Here is a 14,776-nt window from a genome sequence, read left to right as displayed (position 1 = left end):
GGCCGCGGGCGGTCACCGGATCTCGAGGATCTTCTCCCGCATCGCGTAGACCACCGCCTCCATCCTGGAGTGCAGCTGCAGCTTCTCCAGGATGTTGCGCACATGGTTCTTCACGGTGTTCTCGGAGATGAACAGCTGCTTGGCGATGTCGCGGTTGTTCATCCCCGTGGCCACGAGCTTGAGGACCTCCAGCTCACGGTCCGTCAGCCGGGGCACGGGCACGAGCCGGCGCTCGTCGGTGCGCTGGATCATCGACTTGAACTCGGTGAGCAGTTTCGACGCCATCGACGGACTGATCTGCGACTGCCCGTCGGCCACCGCGCGAATGGCGGTGGCCACCTCGTCCGTGGAGATCTCCTTGAGGAGATAGCCGGTCGCGCCCGCCTTGATGGCGTCGTAGAGATCGGCTTCCTCGTCGCTGATCGTCAGCATGATGATCTTCGCACTGGGGGCGACCTCCTTGATGGAGGTGCACGCCTCGATCCCGCCCCGCTTGGGCATCCGCACGTCCATCAGGATGATGTCGGGCAGCAGGTCGGCCGCCTTCTCCACGGCCTCGGCGCCGTCCCCCGCCTCGCCGACGACCTGGATGTCCTCCTCGGCCGCGAGCACGATCTCCAGTCCGCGGCGGAACAGCGCGTGGTCGTCCACCACGAGGACTCTGATCGGCTCCTTGCGTGGAGTGTCCGCGTCCGGGCCCATGCCGGCGACGCCGTCGTCGGCATCCCCGTGATGCATCGGTCCGAAGCTGTCCGCCATCGTTCCTCCCCCTGAGGCTGTGGCCTGTGGTCCTGAGCCATCGCCAACCCAAGGCAACGGCCCACCGGTTGGGCCGTTGCCGCCATGATTCCATGCCCGGACGGCACCGTGGTCCCGGTGTGCGCGCCCGGTGGTCGCACACCGGTGCCCCTGGGGGCGCACACGCGCACCAGGGGCACCGGCCCGCTGTCGTCCGGCAGGTCAGCCGCCCAGTGTTCCGCCCGCCTCGGGGGAGGTGGTCGCGGTGACCATCGTGTCGGTGCTGAGGTGGATCACGCCGTAGTCGTAGGCGTGCCGGCGGTAGACGACGCTGGGTTCCTTGGTCTCGGAGTCGACGAACAGATAGAAGTCGTGCCCGACCAGCTCCATCTCGTAGAGCGCCTGGTCGAGGGTCATGGGCGCCGCCACGTGGGTCTTCTCGCGGACGATCAGGGGGCCGTCGCCCTGGATCTCCAGTGAGCCGATCTTCTTGGTCGGGACGGCCTCCCGCTCCTCGCCGGCGGAGAGCGCGCCGGTCCCGTTGAGCGTCGCGGCGTCCGGGACGTGGTCGGCGACCTCGGCGGCCGGGATCCTGCGCGCGCCGCGCCGCGAATAGCGCTTGTCGTGCTGCTTACGCAGCCGGGCGTCCAGCTTTTCCGCCGCCAGGTCGAGCGCCGCGTACGGGTCGCTCGCCGCTGCTTCCGCCCGGATCACCGGACCGCGGGAGTGGAGCGTGATCTCCACCCGGTCACTGCGGTCGGCCTGTCGGGGGTTGGGCTCCTTGGACACCTCGACGTCGAGGCTGATCACCTTGCCGTCGAGCTTCTGGATCTTCTCCAGCTTCAGCTTCTCGGCCACGTGCTTCCGGAACCGCTCGGGCACCTCTGTCTTGCGGCCCTTGACGACGATGTCCACGCAGAACTCCGTTCCCGGATGACTCCGCTTCGCTGCGGAGCGTCTCCCTTTTTCGCACCAGGCTCCGGTGAAGTCCGGAACCTCGGACTCGGTGACTTCCACCTCCTCCCCCATGAGCGAGATCCCCAAGCCACCGGCGCGGGTGATTGTCAAAACCCGCAGCGCGGCAATCGGATTCGAGAGGTGTGGCCTGCGGCTTTCCCTCACGATCGAACATATCTCGCCCGGACGGATGTCGTCACCCTCTACCGCGCCTTACCTCCATTCAGATGAATTAGCCCTCTCATTACCTGCAACGACGTACGTTCTCCGTCAGTTCCGATGTATTTCGAAAGCATCCGGTGAAGCCGCGACGACGGCCGCGCACATCACGCGGATGGTCCCGTCCGTACCGTCCGTACCGCCCGCGCCGGCCGCGCCCGGCGATCCGCCGGACCGCCGGCCCGTCCTCTGTCGAACCGGTCCGTTCCGCTGTTCCCCTCTCCCTTCCCCTGTCTCACCCAGGTACACGAGAGCGGCCCCCGAAATACTCGGATCGGCCCCCGCCTCCGGTCCGGTGCCGGGTGCGCCGTCCGGTTCCGCTTCCGGCGCCGCGGACCACGGATCCGCCCGCACCGCCCGCACCGCGCGCGCCGCCTCGGCCAGCGACGCCCCGGTCGTCATCAGGTCGTCGACCAGTACGACGCGGCCCTGCGAGAGCAGCCGTCCGCAGCCCGGTACGACGGTCAGCGCCCCCGCGAGATTGGCCAGCCGCCGCCGCGCGCCGAGCCCCGACTGATCGGCCACGACCCGTCGCTGCCGCAGCGCGGGGAGTACCCGGGCGGGTACCCCGGACCGCCGCAGCTCACCCGCCGCCGCGTACGCGATCCGCCGGGCCGGATCATGCCCCCGCGCCCGCACGGCCCGCCGCGCGGACGGAACGGGGACGAGCAGCACCGGCCCGTCAGCACCCTCGCGTGCCGCTCGCAGCCCCGCCCGCACCGCTCCCGCCAGGGCCTCGCCGAGCGGCCCGGAAAGGGCCAGGGCGCCCCGCTCCTTGTGGGCCAGCAACGCGGCGCGCACCTCGTCCCCGTACCGGGCCGCCGCGTGCACCGCCGGCAGCCCGCCGGGCTCGGGCACCGGACGCACCCGGCGCGGCGGGGCCCCGCTCAACGCTCCCCGGCACGGCGCGCACAGCACCGTGGAAGGTCTCCCGCAGCCGCCGCACTCGGCCGGAAGCACCAGATCGGTGAGGTCACGCCACCAGTCCCGCACGGCCCCACCGTGCCGGCGCGCACCGCACCCGGCCACCCCTGTGGAAAACTCACGCGGCACCGGACCGGACGGCTCCGCTCACCCCGGATAGACCGGTGAGGTCCCTTCCGTGACCTTCTGCCACTGCGCCCCCGAGGGCAGCCGTACGATCCCGTCCACGGAGTACGCCACCAGCGGCGCCCGTTCGTCCTCGGAGGCGGTGACGTCCTTGACCCCGGTCAGGGCGGCGGGCGGCGGCACGTCCGGCGTGGAGCCGTCGACCTCGACGTACTTCATCTGCTCCACACCCCCCTGCTCGCGCCCGACCACCACGAGCCGGCTGTCCCCGGCCCAGGACATGGCCGTCACCTGCTCCAGTTCGGGCGTCGCGGAGCGCAGTCCCAGCACGGTGACGGACCGCCGCCCGCCCGGCCCGCCGTCCTCGCCCCGCTCGATCCGCCCGACCAGCAGGGAACGCCGGTCGCCCTGCTCCACGACGAGCGCGATCCGCACCCCGTCGGCGGCCACCCGGACCGCCTGCACCCGGCCGTCCAGCCCCGGCGTCCGCACCTCCAGTGGCTCGCCGGCGCCCTTCTCCAGCAGATACAGCCGCGGGTCGGCGGGATCGCGGTCGGCCACCCACAGGCCGTGCTGCGCGTCCCAGCTGGGCGTGGTCAGCCGGTCCTCCTCGGCCTCGGCCCGGCTGCGCAGCACGGGCTCCCCCAAGGAGCTGCCCGACACCAGGGAGGCGACGAACAGCGACCTGCCGTCGATGGCGACCCCGGCCGCGGTGCGCTCGTCCCGTGCGACCGCCACGGAGCCCAGCGCCTTCTCGCCCTCGCCCAGCGCCCCGGGCGCCGGGACGGGCTCGGTGCCGCTGCTGCCCGCGGCGATGCGCACGAGGCGGCGCTCGTCGTCGACGAAGTACAGGTAATCGGGCTGGCGGAGTGCGCCCCGGGTGGCCACGGTCTCGGCCCCGTCCCGGGCGAGCGAGCACAACGGCCGGCCGCCGGCCCGCAGTTCGACCTCCTCCATGGCGGGACTGAGAGTGCGCAGCGTGAACAGCAGCTGGGCCGCCATCTCCTCGCACCGGCCGGCACCGGCCTCGGCCGCCTTGTCGTTCAGCGGCACGGTCAGCCTGCCCCGGTCGTCCGGCGTCAGCGGGCCGGCGTCCTTGCGCAACGCGGTCCCCGTGGGGAAGCTCGACCTGACCGCGGGCCCCAGCCAGGCCGTGGGACCCGCGATGAGGGAGCGCACCATCTGGGTCGCGGGGTCGACGTGACTGCGCACGAAGACGGGATCGGCCACCGTCATCGGCGGCGCTCCGGCGCCGGCCCCCGCGTTGTTCGAGGCGAAGTAGTACTTGTTGACGGACATGTAGTTGCGCTGGAAGTCCGACTTGCCCATGACGACGCCCTGCGGCACCGCGTCGATGCGCCACTGCCCGCTCTCGGCGTCCTTCGTGAGGTGCACGAGCTTGTTGTAGGACCCGGAGGCCGGCGCGTACGACTGCTGCGCGTCCACGGTGGCGACCTTGGTCCCGGTCAGCATGTAGGACAGGGAGTCGTCGTCCTGCCGCTCCGGGGTGTCCGCGTGGGCGCCCGGCCCGTCCGACAGCACCGTGGTGGACAGCTCCGGCTGCCAGGTCTTCGCCGCCTGGCGGGTCAGGTACTGCCGCGCGGTCTTGTAGTCCGGGTCGTCGCTGGTCAGCGCCTCCAGGAAGCCCTGCACGATCTGTGTGGGGGTGGCGTCCTCGCTCGGCGGCATGGCGAACACCCGTACCTGTGTGTCCTGCCGGGGCGTGGACTCCACGCCCCGCAGATCCCCGCTGTCGGGCATCGAGGCGCAGCCCGCCAGCAGGACGATCCCGGCGGCGGCGTACGCCACCGTCCGCACCGGTGCTCCCCGGCCGCGCTCACCGCCCACGCGATGCCTCCCCGTCCCTGTGCGCATGTGCGCCGCCCCGTCCTTCGGCATCGGCCGCGCCCCCGGTACGGGACTCCGGCTCCCCGGCTCCCGCGGCCGCTCCCGCGGCACCGCCGTCCCGGCCGCCGTACGACGGCCGTCCACCGGCCTCGCCGTCCGGCCGCCCCACCGGTCCGCCGCCGCCCGCCCGAGTACGGTCGCCGGCCCCGCCCGGGTCGGCTCCGTCACAGCCGGGCACCACGCCGTCCCCCGCGTCGTCGTGGGCCCCGGAGGCCGCGCTCGTGCTCCCGGGCCGGGCCACCACGCGCGCGCCGTTGCCCGGCAGCGCCGTGGGGTCGGCCGTGGGAGCCGCGGTCGCCGGCCGCAGCGGCAACGGGTCCCGGGCCGCCCGCGCGGACCCGTCGGCGCCCGCCTGCTGCGCCGGCACCGTGGCACGCTTCTCGTCGCCCTCGCCGCCGCCCGGCGCACCGGCGTCGGCCGGCCCGCGATTGCGTCGTGAGTCCTTGGGCTCCAACGGGATCGGAGACCCCCTCAGCGGCTCGTCCGCCGTCCTGGGCAGCGTCAGCCGGAACTGCGAGCCGCCGCCCGGCTCGCCCCACGCCTGGAGCCAGCCGCCGTGCAGCCGCGCGTCCTCCAGGGCGATGGACAGCCCCAGCCCCGTGCCGCCGGTGGTCCGCGCACGTGCCGGGTCGGCCCGCCAGAAGCGGCTGAACACCCGCGTCGCCTCGCCGGGCTTGAGCCCGACGCCGTAGTCACGCACCGCGACCGCGACCGCCCCGCCCGCGGCGGCCAGCTTCACCACGACGTCCTTGCCGTCCCCGTGCTCCACCGCGTTGACGACGAGGTTGCGCAGCACCCGCTCCACGCGCCGGGCGTCCGCCTCGGCGACCACGGGCTGCTGGTCGCCGGCGATCCTGATCCGCGAGCCCTTGCGCTCGGCGAGCGGCTCGGCGCCGCTGACCACGCGCCGGACGACCTCGCGCAGGTCTATCGCGTCCGCCTCCAGCGCCGCCGCGCCCGCGTCGAAACGGCTGATCTCCAGCAGGTCCGCGAGCAGCGACTCGAACCGGTCCAGCTGGTCGGCGAGCAGCTCGGCCGACCGGGCGGTCACCGGGTCGAAGTCCTCGCGCGCCTCGTGGATGACGTCGGCGGCCATCCGCACCGTCGTCAACGGCGTCCGCAGCTCGTGCGAGACGTCGGAGACGAACCGGCGCTGCATCCGCGACAGGTCCTCCAACTGGTTGATCTTCAGCTGGAGGTTCTGCGCCATCTTGTTGAAGGCCTCGCCGAGCCGCGCGATGTCGTCCTCGCCGGTGACCTTCATGCGTTCCTGCAGCCGCCCGGCGGACAGCCGCTCGGCGATCCCGGCCGCCATCCGCACCGGCGTGACGACCTGGCGCACGACGAGCCAGGCGATCGCCCCGAGGAGTACGACGACGAACAGTCCGGCGGTCGCCAGGGTGCCCTTGATCAGGCTCAGCGACTTCTCCTCCTGGGTGAGCGGGAAGAGGTAGTACAGCTGGTACGGGTCGCCGTTCGGGTCGTTGACCCGCTTGCCGATGACCAGGCCGGGCTGGGAGTCCTCCCTGGCGTCGTAGACGATGCGCGTGTAGCTCTGGGCCGCCGCCGGGCTGGAGTCGATCCGCTCCCGCAACGCCGCCGGCACACTGCCCGTCGGGTCGACCTCGCCGGAGGCGCGCGGTCCGCGTCCACTGCCGCTCTCGTCGCCCACGGGCAGGGTCACCACGTCGAAGGCGCCCTGACCACCGCTGGAGAGCGACTCCACGAGGTCACTCATCCACTGGATGACGCTCTGCGAGGGGCGGCCGTCCACCGCGGTGCCGCCCTCGCCGCCCGTGACGCTCACGGCCTCCTCGGCCTGCTGTTTGGCCACCGCGAACCCGCCGGTGGCCTGGCTCTGCGACGCCTTCACCTTGGCGTCCAGCAACCCGTTGCGCACCTGCCCGATGACGACGAAGCCCAGCAGCAGGACCACGCCCAGCGACATCAGCAACGTCGTGACGACGACCTTGAGCTGGATGTTGCGCCGCCACAGCCGCATGACGGGCAGCAGCGGCCGGCGCACCCAGCGCACGAACAGGCGGATGACCGGGCTGCCCTGGACTCCGCCCCGCAGCAGCCCGCCCTCCAGCAGGCGCCCCCAGCGGGAGCCCGCCGCCTTCCGGCCGACAGGCCGCTCCGGACGGCCCCCGGACCGGCCGGGCGCCGAAGCGGCACTGTCACCGGACATGTCAGCTCGGTCCTGCCTTGTACCCGACGCCACGGACGGTCACCACGATCTCCGGCTTCTCCGGGTCCTTCTCGACCTTGGAGCGCAGCCGCTGCACATGCACGTTCACCAGCCGGGTGTCCGCCGCGTGGCGGTAGCCCCAGACCTGCTCCAGGAGCACCTCACGCGTGAACACCTGCCACGGCTTGCGGGCGAGCGCGACCAGCAGGTCGAACTCCAGGGGCGTCAGCGCGATGGACTGCCCCTCCCGCTTCACGGAGTGCCCGGCCACGTCGATCACCAGGTCGCCTATGGCGAGCTGCTCCGGAGCCGGCTCCTCCGACCTGCGCAGCCGCGCCCGGATACGGGCCACCAGCTCCTTCGGCTTGAACGGCTTCACGATGTAGTCGTCGGCCCCGGACTCCAGACCCACCACGACATCGACGGTGTCGCTCTTCGCCGTGAGCATCACGATCGGCACCCCGGACTCCGCCCTGATCAGGCGGCACACCTCGATGCCGTCCCGGCCGGGCAGCATCAGGTCGAGCAGCACCAGGTCGGGTTTGGTCTCACGGAAAGCGGCCAGCGCCTTGTCGCCGTCGGCTACGAAAGACGGCTCAAAACCTTCACCGCGCAACACGATGCCGAGCATCTCGGCCAGTGCGCTGTCGTCGTCGACGACAAGGACTCGTCCCTTCATGAACGACATCATCCCATTAGCTAATCGTGACCTGGCGTGACCTGGCACACAGAGCGGCCAGCGCCTCGGTCGTCACGGGCGAAACGGCACCTTCTTCGGTGACGATCGCCGTCACCAGCTCCGGCGGTGTCACGTCGAACGCCGGGTTGTACGCCTGGGTCCCCAGGGGGGCCACGGGGATCCCGCCGCCCGCTTCGGTCCCGGCCACCGGCACCTGTGGCGCCGTGATCTCGGTCACCTCATGACCGGGGCGCTGCTCGACCTCGATCGACGCCCCGTCCGGTGTCTCCGCGTCGACCGTCGTCACCGGTGCCACCACGATGAACGGCACATGGTGGTACCGCGCGAGCACCGCGAGCGGATAGCTCCCCACCTTGTTCGCCACCGAACCGTCGGCCGCGATGCGGTCCGCGCCGATGAGCACCGCGTCCACCTCGCCCGCCGCGAACAGCGATCCCGCCGCGTTGTCGGTGAGCAGGGTGTACGCCATACCGCTGCGGGCCGCCTCGTATGCCGTCAGGCGGGCACCTTGCAGCAGGGGACGTGTTTCGTCCACCCACAGGCGCCGCAGCCGGCCCGCCCGGTGCGCCTCCAGCGCCACCGCGAACGCCGTCCCCTCGCCACCCGACACCAGCGAACCGGTGTTGCAGTGCGTGAGGATCCGGTGCATGCCACCGGGCAGCAGTTCGTCCAGCAGCGCCAGACCGTGCCGGGCCATCCGGGCACTGGCCTCGGCGTCCTCCCGGTGCAGTTGCCGCGCCGCGGCCAGCGCCGCCCCGGCGGCCTGCCGGGGGTCACCGGTGCGGGCGAGCGCGGCCCGATGGGCGGCGTGCGCCCGGCGCACCCCGACGGCCAGGTTCACCGCGGTCGGGCGGGCGCTCTCCAGCGCCGCCGCCGCGTCATCCACCTCGAAGCCCCGTACGGCGGCGAGCGCGACGCCGTAGGCCCCCGCGATGCCCAGCAGGGGCGCACCGCGTACCGCGAGCGAGCGGATCGCCTCCACCAGCGCGGACGCGTCCGTACAGACGAGTTCGACCTCCTCGGCCGGCAGCCTCGTCTGGTCGAGCAGGACCAGGACGGGGCCTTCGGGTGGCTCTTCCCAGCGCAGCGCCGGGATCTCGGTCGGCCGCTTGTTGTCGCCGCTGTGTGCGTACTGATCAGCCATGCGGCCAGTCTGCCCCCTTTCGCACGGACAATAGAAGGTGCGCAGCCCTCACCTCGCCAGGTCCGTGCCCGACCACCCCATGGCACGATGGCTGCGAAGCTGCCGCCGCGACCGCGGACGGGCACCGTGAAGGAGCGACGATGAACGACACTCCGGGCTGGGCCTCGCCCGGATCCGCCCCGTCCGAAGGGCAGGAGCCGGGCGCGTCCGGACCTTCCCGGCCCGCGGACCGCCCGGACCCCGGGCAGCCGTCCGACCAGCCCCGGCAGCCGGAACAGGCGCCGCAGGACCCGGGCGTGAAGTGGTCGAAGGAGCAGCCACCGCCCAGCCGGTGGTCGGCCCCCGCCGGCCGGCCCGGCCCCACGGACCCCGCGCAGGCGCCCCCGCCGCCGGGCCCGGGCTGGGGCGCACCGCCGCCCGGCGGCCACGGCGGTCCGGGCGGGCCCGGCCCGCACGGCGCCTGGGGCGGCGGCTGGGGCGGCCCCCCGCCCGCGGCCAGGCCCGGCGTGATCCCGCTCCGCCCGCTCGGCGTCGGTGAGATTCTCGACGGTGCCGTCTCCACCATGCGCACCTACTGGCGTACGGTCCTCGGCATCTCGCTGGCCGTCGCCGTCCTCACCGAGATCGTCGTCGTCCTGCTCCAGGGCCTCGTCCTGGACGACTCCAGCACCGAGGCCCTGAGCGACCCCAGCGCCACCCTCCGCGAGCTGACCGACGCCATGGGGGACGCCCTGCTCAACTCCGGGGTGGTCTTCCTCGTCAGCCTGGTCGGCACCGTCGCCGCCACCGCCCTGCTCACGACCGTCACCAGCCGCGCGGTACTCGGCAGGCCGGTCACCACCGGCGAGGCCTGGCGCGACGCGCGTCCCCAGATCGTGAAGCTGTTCGGCCTGATCTGCCTGCTGCTGCTCATCACCGCCGGCATCGTCACCGCGGGCGCGCTGCCCGGCTTCCTCGTCGCCCTCGCGGCGGGCGGCGAGGTGGGCATCGGGCTCACCGTCCTGGGCCTGGTCGGCGCCGGCGTCCTCGCCCTGTGGCTGATGATCCGCTTCTCGCTGGCCTCGCCCACGCTGATGCTGGAGAAACAGGGCATCGTGAAGGCGATGAGCCGCTCCGCCAAGCTGGTGCGCGGCTCCTGGTGGCGGGTCTTCGGCATCCAGCTGCTGGCGACGATCATCGCGAACGTCGTCGCGTCGATCATCGTCATCCCCTTCACCTTCCTCGCCGCGGCGCTCAGCGGCGACGGCGCCTCCGGCTTCCTCGACAGCGCCGGCGGCGACATCGGCTGGACGTTCCTGATCGTCAGCGGCATCGGCTCGGTCATCGGCGCCATGATCACGTTCCCGATCACGGCCGGCGTCGCCGTGCTCCTCTACGTCGACCAGCGCATCCGCCGCGAGGCCCTCGACCTCGAACTGGCCCGCGCCGCGGGCGTCCAGGACCACGGCACCGGCACCACCCCGGGGAGCTGATGCGGTGACCGCCACGGGGGGAGTTCTCACGTCCGTGCACGCCCTGCCCTCAGCCGCGGACACGGCCGTACGCCTGCCGCTGCGCGGAGACGACGAGCCGCCCCTCACCGTCCCGCGTGATCCCGCGCGGGAGGCGGCCCGCCGGGAGCTGTCCAAGCGCGTGTACCACGAGAACGACCCCAGCTGGTTCCGGCGGGCCCTCGACGCCTTCTGGGAGTGGGTCGACACACTGTTCGGCGCCGCCTCCACCGCGACCCCGGGCGGCACGCTCGGCCTGATCGTCGTCAGCGCGGCCGTGATCGCCGTCCTGGGCGCGATCTGGTGGCGCCTGGGCACCCCGCGCCGCCGGCCGGCCTCGGTACCCGCCCTGTTCGGCGACCGCCCCCGCAGCGCCGCCGAACACCGCGCGACCGCCGAGGCGCACGCCGCCCAGGGCCACTGGAACCAGGCGGTCCAGGAACGCATGCGGGCCGTCGTCCGCGCCCTGGAGGAACGCGCACTGCTCGACATCCGGCCCGGCCGCACCGCCGACGAGGCCGCCGCGGAGGCCGGCCTCGCCCTGCCCGCCCACACCGACCGGCTGCACACCGCCGCCCGCGCCTTCGACGACGTCGCATACGGCGGCCGGACCGCGACGGAGCACTCGTACCGGCAGCTCGCCGCACTCGACCGCGATCTGGACCGCACCAGGCCACAACTCGCGAGCAGCGGCAGCGCGAACTCCACCCGCCGGGGAGCCGCCGGATGACGACCGGGGTCACGCCCTCGTCCACCTCGTCCTCGCCCACCACCCGCCAGGTGTGGACCCGCGCGCGAGGCGTCGTCCTCGGGGTGGTCCTGCTGCTCGCGGCGGCCGTCGCGATCGCCGTGGTCCGCTCCGACGCCCGGCACGGCGAACTCGACCCGCGCTCCGCCGACCCCTACGGCAGCCGCGCCGTCGCCGAGCTCCTGGCCGACCGCGGCGTGGACACGCGTGTGGTCACCACCCTCGACGAGGCGGCCGCGGCGGCCGGACCCGACACCACCCTCCTGGTGGCCGTCCCCGACCTGCTGACCCCCGGTCAGCAGACCCGGCTGCGCTCCGCCTTCGCCAACTCCGGCGGCCGCACCGTCCTGGTCTCCTCCGGCAGCTCCTCCGTGGAACGGCTCGCCCCCGGCGTCACCGCCGATCCCGCCACCAGCTTCGACTCCACCCTCGCCCCCGGCTGCGCCCTGCCCGCCGCCCGCCGCGCGGGCACCGCCGACACGGGCGGCATCCGGTACACCACCACCCACCTCACCGCCGACGAGTGCTACCCCAGCGAGCGCCTGGCCACCGTGCTGCGCCTCCCGGCACCCTCCGGGGACGGCGACACCGTCCTCCTCGGCGCGCCCGACATCCTCCTCAACGACCGCCTCCCCGAGCACGGCAACGCCTCGCTCGCCCTCCAGCTCCTCGGCTCCCGCCCCCATCTGGTCTGGTACCTCCCCTCGCCCGCCGACGCCTCCGCCGCCTCCGGCGAGGGCGGGCGCGGCCTCCTCGACCTGCTCCCCTCCGGCTGGCTGTGGGGCACCCTGCAACTCTTCGTCGCCGCAGCCCTGGCGGCCCTGTGGCGGGCGCGCCGACTCGGCCCCCTGGTGCCCGAGGAACTCCCCGTGGCGATCCGCGCCTCCGAAACCGTCGAAGGCCACGCCCGCCTCTACCGCAAGGCGAACGCCCGCGACCGCGCGGCCAGCGCTCTTCGCTCCACCACCCGCACCCGCCTCGCCCCCCTCGTAGGCATTCCCGCCGCCCAGGCCCACGCGCCCGAGGCCCTGCTCCCCGCCCTGTCCGCCCGCCTCCAGGGCGACGCACGGGACCCGCAGGCCCTCCTCTTCGGACCGCCGCCCGGCGACGACACGGCACTCGTCCGGCTCGCCGACCGACTCGACGCCCTCGAAAGAGAGGTACGCCGTCCATGATGGACCCGACCACTGACAACGCCGCGCCCCCCGGAGACCCGGCCGCCGCCCGGGCCGCCCTGGAGGCCCTGCGCGCCGAGATCGCCAAGGCCGTGGTCGGCCAGGACCCCGCCGTGACCGGTCTCGTCGTCGCCCTGCTCTGCCGCGGCCACGTCCTCCTCGAAGGCGTCCCCGGCGTCGCCAAGACCCTCCTCGTCCGCGCCCTCGCCGCCGCCCTCGAGCTCGACACCAAGCGCGTCCAGTTCACCCCCGACCTCATGCCGAGCGACGTCACCGGCTCCCTGGTCTACGACGCCCGCACCGCCGAGTTCTCCTTCCAGCCCGGCCCGGTCTTCACCCACCTCCTCCTCGCGGACGAGATCAACCGCACTCCCCCGAAGACCCAGTCCTCCCTGCTGGAGGCCATGGAGGAACGCCAGGTGACGGTCGACGGCACCCCCCGCCCCCTCCCCGACCCCTTCCTGGTCGCCGCGACCCAGAACCCGGTCGAGTACGAGGGCACCTACCCCCTGCCCGAGGCCCAGCTGGACCGCTTCCTCCTCAAACTCACCGTCCCCCTCCCGTCCCGCCAGGACGAGATCGACGTCCTCACCCGCCACGCCGACGGCTTCGATCCCCGCGACCTGCGCGCCGCCGGCGTACGCCCCGTCGCGAACGCCGCCGACCTGGAGGCGGCCCGCCGCGCGGTCGCCGGGACGACCGTCTCCCCCGAGATCACCGCCTACGTCGTGGACGTCTGCCGCGCCACCCGCGAGTCGCCGTCCCTCACCCTCGGTGTCTCTCCCCGGGGCGCCACCGCCCTGCTGGCCACCGCTCGCGCGTGGGCCTGGCTGACGGGCCGCGACTACGTCATCCCCGACGACGTGAAGGCCCTCGCCCTCCCGACTCTCCGCCACCGCGTCCGGCTCCGCCCGGAGGCCGAGATGGAAGGCGTCACGACCGACTCGGTCATCAACGCGATCCTCGCCCACGTCCCCGTCCCCCGCTGATGGCCCCCACCGGACGTGCCGCCCTGCTCGCGGCCCTCGGCTCCCTCCCCGTCGGCTTGTGGGAACCCGGCTGGACGGGCATCCTCGCCGTCAACGCCCCGCTCGCGGTGGCCTGCGCCTGCGACTTCGCCCTGGCCGCCCCCGTACGCCGCCTCGGGCTGACCCGTTCCGGCGACGCCTCCGTACGCCTGGGCGAGACCGCCGACGTCACCCTGACGGTCACCAACCCGTCCCGCCGCCCGCTGCGTGCCCGCATCCGCGACGCCTGGCCCCCCAGCAGCTGGCAGCCCGGCACGGAGGTGGCAGCCTCCCGGCACCGCCTGCTGATCCCTCCGGGGGAGCGCCGGCGCATCACCACGCGGCTGCGCCCCACCCGCCGCGGCGACCGCCGGGCCGACCGCGTCACCATCCGCTCCTACGGCCCCCTCGGCCTCTTCGCCCGCCAGGGCACCCACAAGGTCCCGTGGACCGTGCGCGTCCTGCCGCCCTTCACCAGCCGCAAGCACCTGCCGTCCAGACTGGCCCGTCTGCGTGAGCTGGACGGCCGTACCAGCGTGCTGACCCGCGGCGAGGGGACCGAGTTCGACAGCCTGCGCGCATACGTCCCCGGCGACGACACCCGCTCCATCGACTGGCGCGCCACGGCACGCCAGGCCGCTGTCGCGGTGCGCACCTGGCGTCCCGAACGCGACCGTCACATCCTGCTGGTCCTCGACACCGGCCGTACCTCGGCGGGCCGCGTCGGCGACGCTCCCCGCTTGGACGCCGCCATGGACGCGGCCCTGCTCCTCGCGGCCCTCGCCTCCCGCGCCGGCGACCGTGTCGACCTCCTGGCCTACGACCGCCGCCTGCGCGCCCTCGTCCAGGGCCGCACGGCGGGCGATGTCCTGCCCTCCCTGGTCAGCGCCATGGCCACGCTCGAACCCGAGCTCGTCGAGACAAATGCCCGGGGCCTGGCCGCCACAGCGCTGCGTACGGCGCCCCGGCGTTCCCTGGTCGTGCTGCTCACCACGCTCGACGCGGCGCCCGTCGAGGAGGGCCTGCTGCCCGTCCTGGCCCAGCTAACGCAACGCCACACGGTCCTCCTGGCCTCGGTGGCCGACCCGCACATCGCCACGATGGCCACGGCCCGCGGAAACACCGACGCGGTGTACGAGGCGGCGGCGGCAGCGCAGTCGTACGAGGAACGTCACCGGACCGCGGAACAACTGCGCCGCCACGGAGTCACCGTGGTGGACGCGATTCCCGAGCAACTGGCGCCGGCACTCGCGGACGCCTATCTGGCTCTGAAGGCAGCCGGACGTCTGTGAACACGGAATAGCACACGGGGGATCAGGGAGCGGACCTCGGAAAAGGCGAGACCGCACCAGTCCCCTAAACGCAGAAAACCCCCGTGCCGAATGGCACGGGGGTCTCCTCAACGATTGTTCGGCGGCGTCCTACTCTCCCACAGGGTCCCCCCTGCAG

12 protein-coding genes are annotated in these 14,776 nt (G+C 73.5%); 5 read left to right on the top strand and 7 right to left on the bottom strand.

Annotated elements, in window-relative coordinates:
* Positions 1-12: 12 nt before the first annotated feature.
* From ACF07S_RS32915 to mtnA, 7 genes are all read right to left on the bottom strand, one after another.
* Positions 13-759, bottom strand: a complete 747-nt coding sequence (locus tag ACF07S_RS32915) for a response regulator (RefSeq protein ID WP_391967249.1) — start codon at positions 757-759, stop codon at positions 13-15.
* 201 nt (positions 760-960) lie between these two features.
* Complete coding sequence (gene hpf, locus ACF07S_RS32910) at positions 961-1,653, bottom strand: ribosome hibernation-promoting factor, HPF/YfiA family (RefSeq protein WP_391975884.1); 693 nt, start codon at positions 1,651-1,653, stop codon at positions 961-963.
* Between the two features lie 312 nt (positions 1,654-1,965).
* Positions 1,966-2,907: a ComF family protein gene (locus tag ACF07S_RS32905; protein ID WP_391975883.1), complete on the bottom strand. Its 942-nt coding sequence runs from the start codon at positions 2,905-2,907 to the stop codon at positions 1,966-1,968.
* A gap of 78 nt (positions 2,908-2,985) precedes the next feature.
* Positions 2,986-4,812 (bottom strand): LpqB family beta-propeller domain-containing protein, encoded by a 1,827-nt coding sequence (locus tag ACF07S_RS32900; protein WP_391967246.1) that lies wholly within the window; start codon positions 4,810-4,812, stop codon positions 2,986-2,988.
* Positions 4,802-7,063 carry an MtrAB system histidine kinase MtrB gene (gene mtrB / locus ACF07S_RS32895; protein ID WP_391975882.1) on the bottom strand — a complete coding sequence of 754 codons (2,262 nt, stop codon included), beginning with the start codon at positions 7,061-7,063 and terminating at the stop codon, positions 4,802-4,804. The genes ACF07S_RS32900 and mtrB overlap by 11 nt, the downstream gene beginning before the upstream one ends.
* A 1-nt stretch (position 7,064) precedes the next feature.
* Positions 7,065-7,754 carry a two-component system response regulator MtrA gene (gene mtrA, locus ACF07S_RS32890; RefSeq protein WP_391967244.1) on the bottom strand — a complete coding sequence of 230 codons (690 nt, stop codon included), beginning with the start codon at positions 7,752-7,754 and terminating at the stop codon, positions 7,065-7,067.
* A gap of 4 nt (positions 7,755-7,758) precedes the next feature.
* A complete protein-coding gene (mtnA, locus tag ACF07S_RS32885) occupies positions 7,759-8,907 on the bottom strand; it encodes an S-methyl-5-thioribose-1-phosphate isomerase (RefSeq protein WP_391975881.1) in 1,149 nt (382 codons plus the stop codon).
* A gap of 140 nt (positions 8,908-9,047) precedes the next feature.
* On the opposite strand from mtnA, the gene ACF07S_RS32880 reads away from it, so the two are divergent.
* From ACF07S_RS32880 to ACF07S_RS32860, 5 genes are read left to right on the top strand one after another with little or no spacing between them, the layout of a single operon-like run.
* Positions 9,048-10,379: a glycerophosphoryl diester phosphodiesterase membrane domain-containing protein gene (locus tag ACF07S_RS32880; RefSeq protein WP_391975880.1), complete on the top strand. Its 1,332-nt coding sequence runs from the start codon at positions 9,048-9,050 to the stop codon at positions 10,377-10,379.
* Between the two features lie 4 nt (positions 10,380-10,383).
* On the top strand, positions 10,384-11,127 hold the full coding sequence (locus tag ACF07S_RS32875; RefSeq protein ID WP_391975879.1) for a DUF4129 domain-containing protein: 744 nt from the start codon (positions 10,384-10,386) through the stop codon (positions 11,125-11,127).
* Positions 11,124-12,320 carry a DUF4350 domain-containing protein gene (locus ACF07S_RS32870; RefSeq protein ID WP_391975878.1) on the top strand — a complete coding sequence of 399 codons (1,197 nt, stop codon included), beginning with the start codon at positions 11,124-11,126 and terminating at the stop codon, positions 12,318-12,320. The genes ACF07S_RS32875 and ACF07S_RS32870 overlap by 4 nt, the downstream gene beginning before the upstream one ends.
* On the top strand, positions 12,320-13,309 hold the full coding sequence (locus tag ACF07S_RS32865) for an AAA family ATPase (protein WP_391967239.1): 990 nt from the start codon (positions 12,320-12,322) through the stop codon (positions 13,307-13,309). Before ACF07S_RS32870 ends, ACF07S_RS32865 begins: the two co-directional genes overlap by 1 nt.
* Positions 13,309-14,619: a DUF58 domain-containing protein gene (locus ACF07S_RS32860; protein WP_391975877.1), complete on the top strand. Its 1,311-nt coding sequence runs from the start codon at positions 13,309-13,311 to the stop codon at positions 14,617-14,619. The genes ACF07S_RS32865 and ACF07S_RS32860 overlap by 1 nt, the downstream gene beginning before the upstream one ends.
* Positions 14,620-14,776: the final 157 nt, after the last annotated feature.

Source organism: Streptomyces sp. NPDC016640 (assembly GCF_043076215.1).
Classification (GTDB): domain Bacteria; phylum Actinomycetota; class Actinomycetes; order Streptomycetales; family Streptomycetaceae; genus Streptomyces.
Note: the sequence above shows the minus strand (reverse complement) of the source record. Positions and strands in the feature narration are given on the sequence as shown.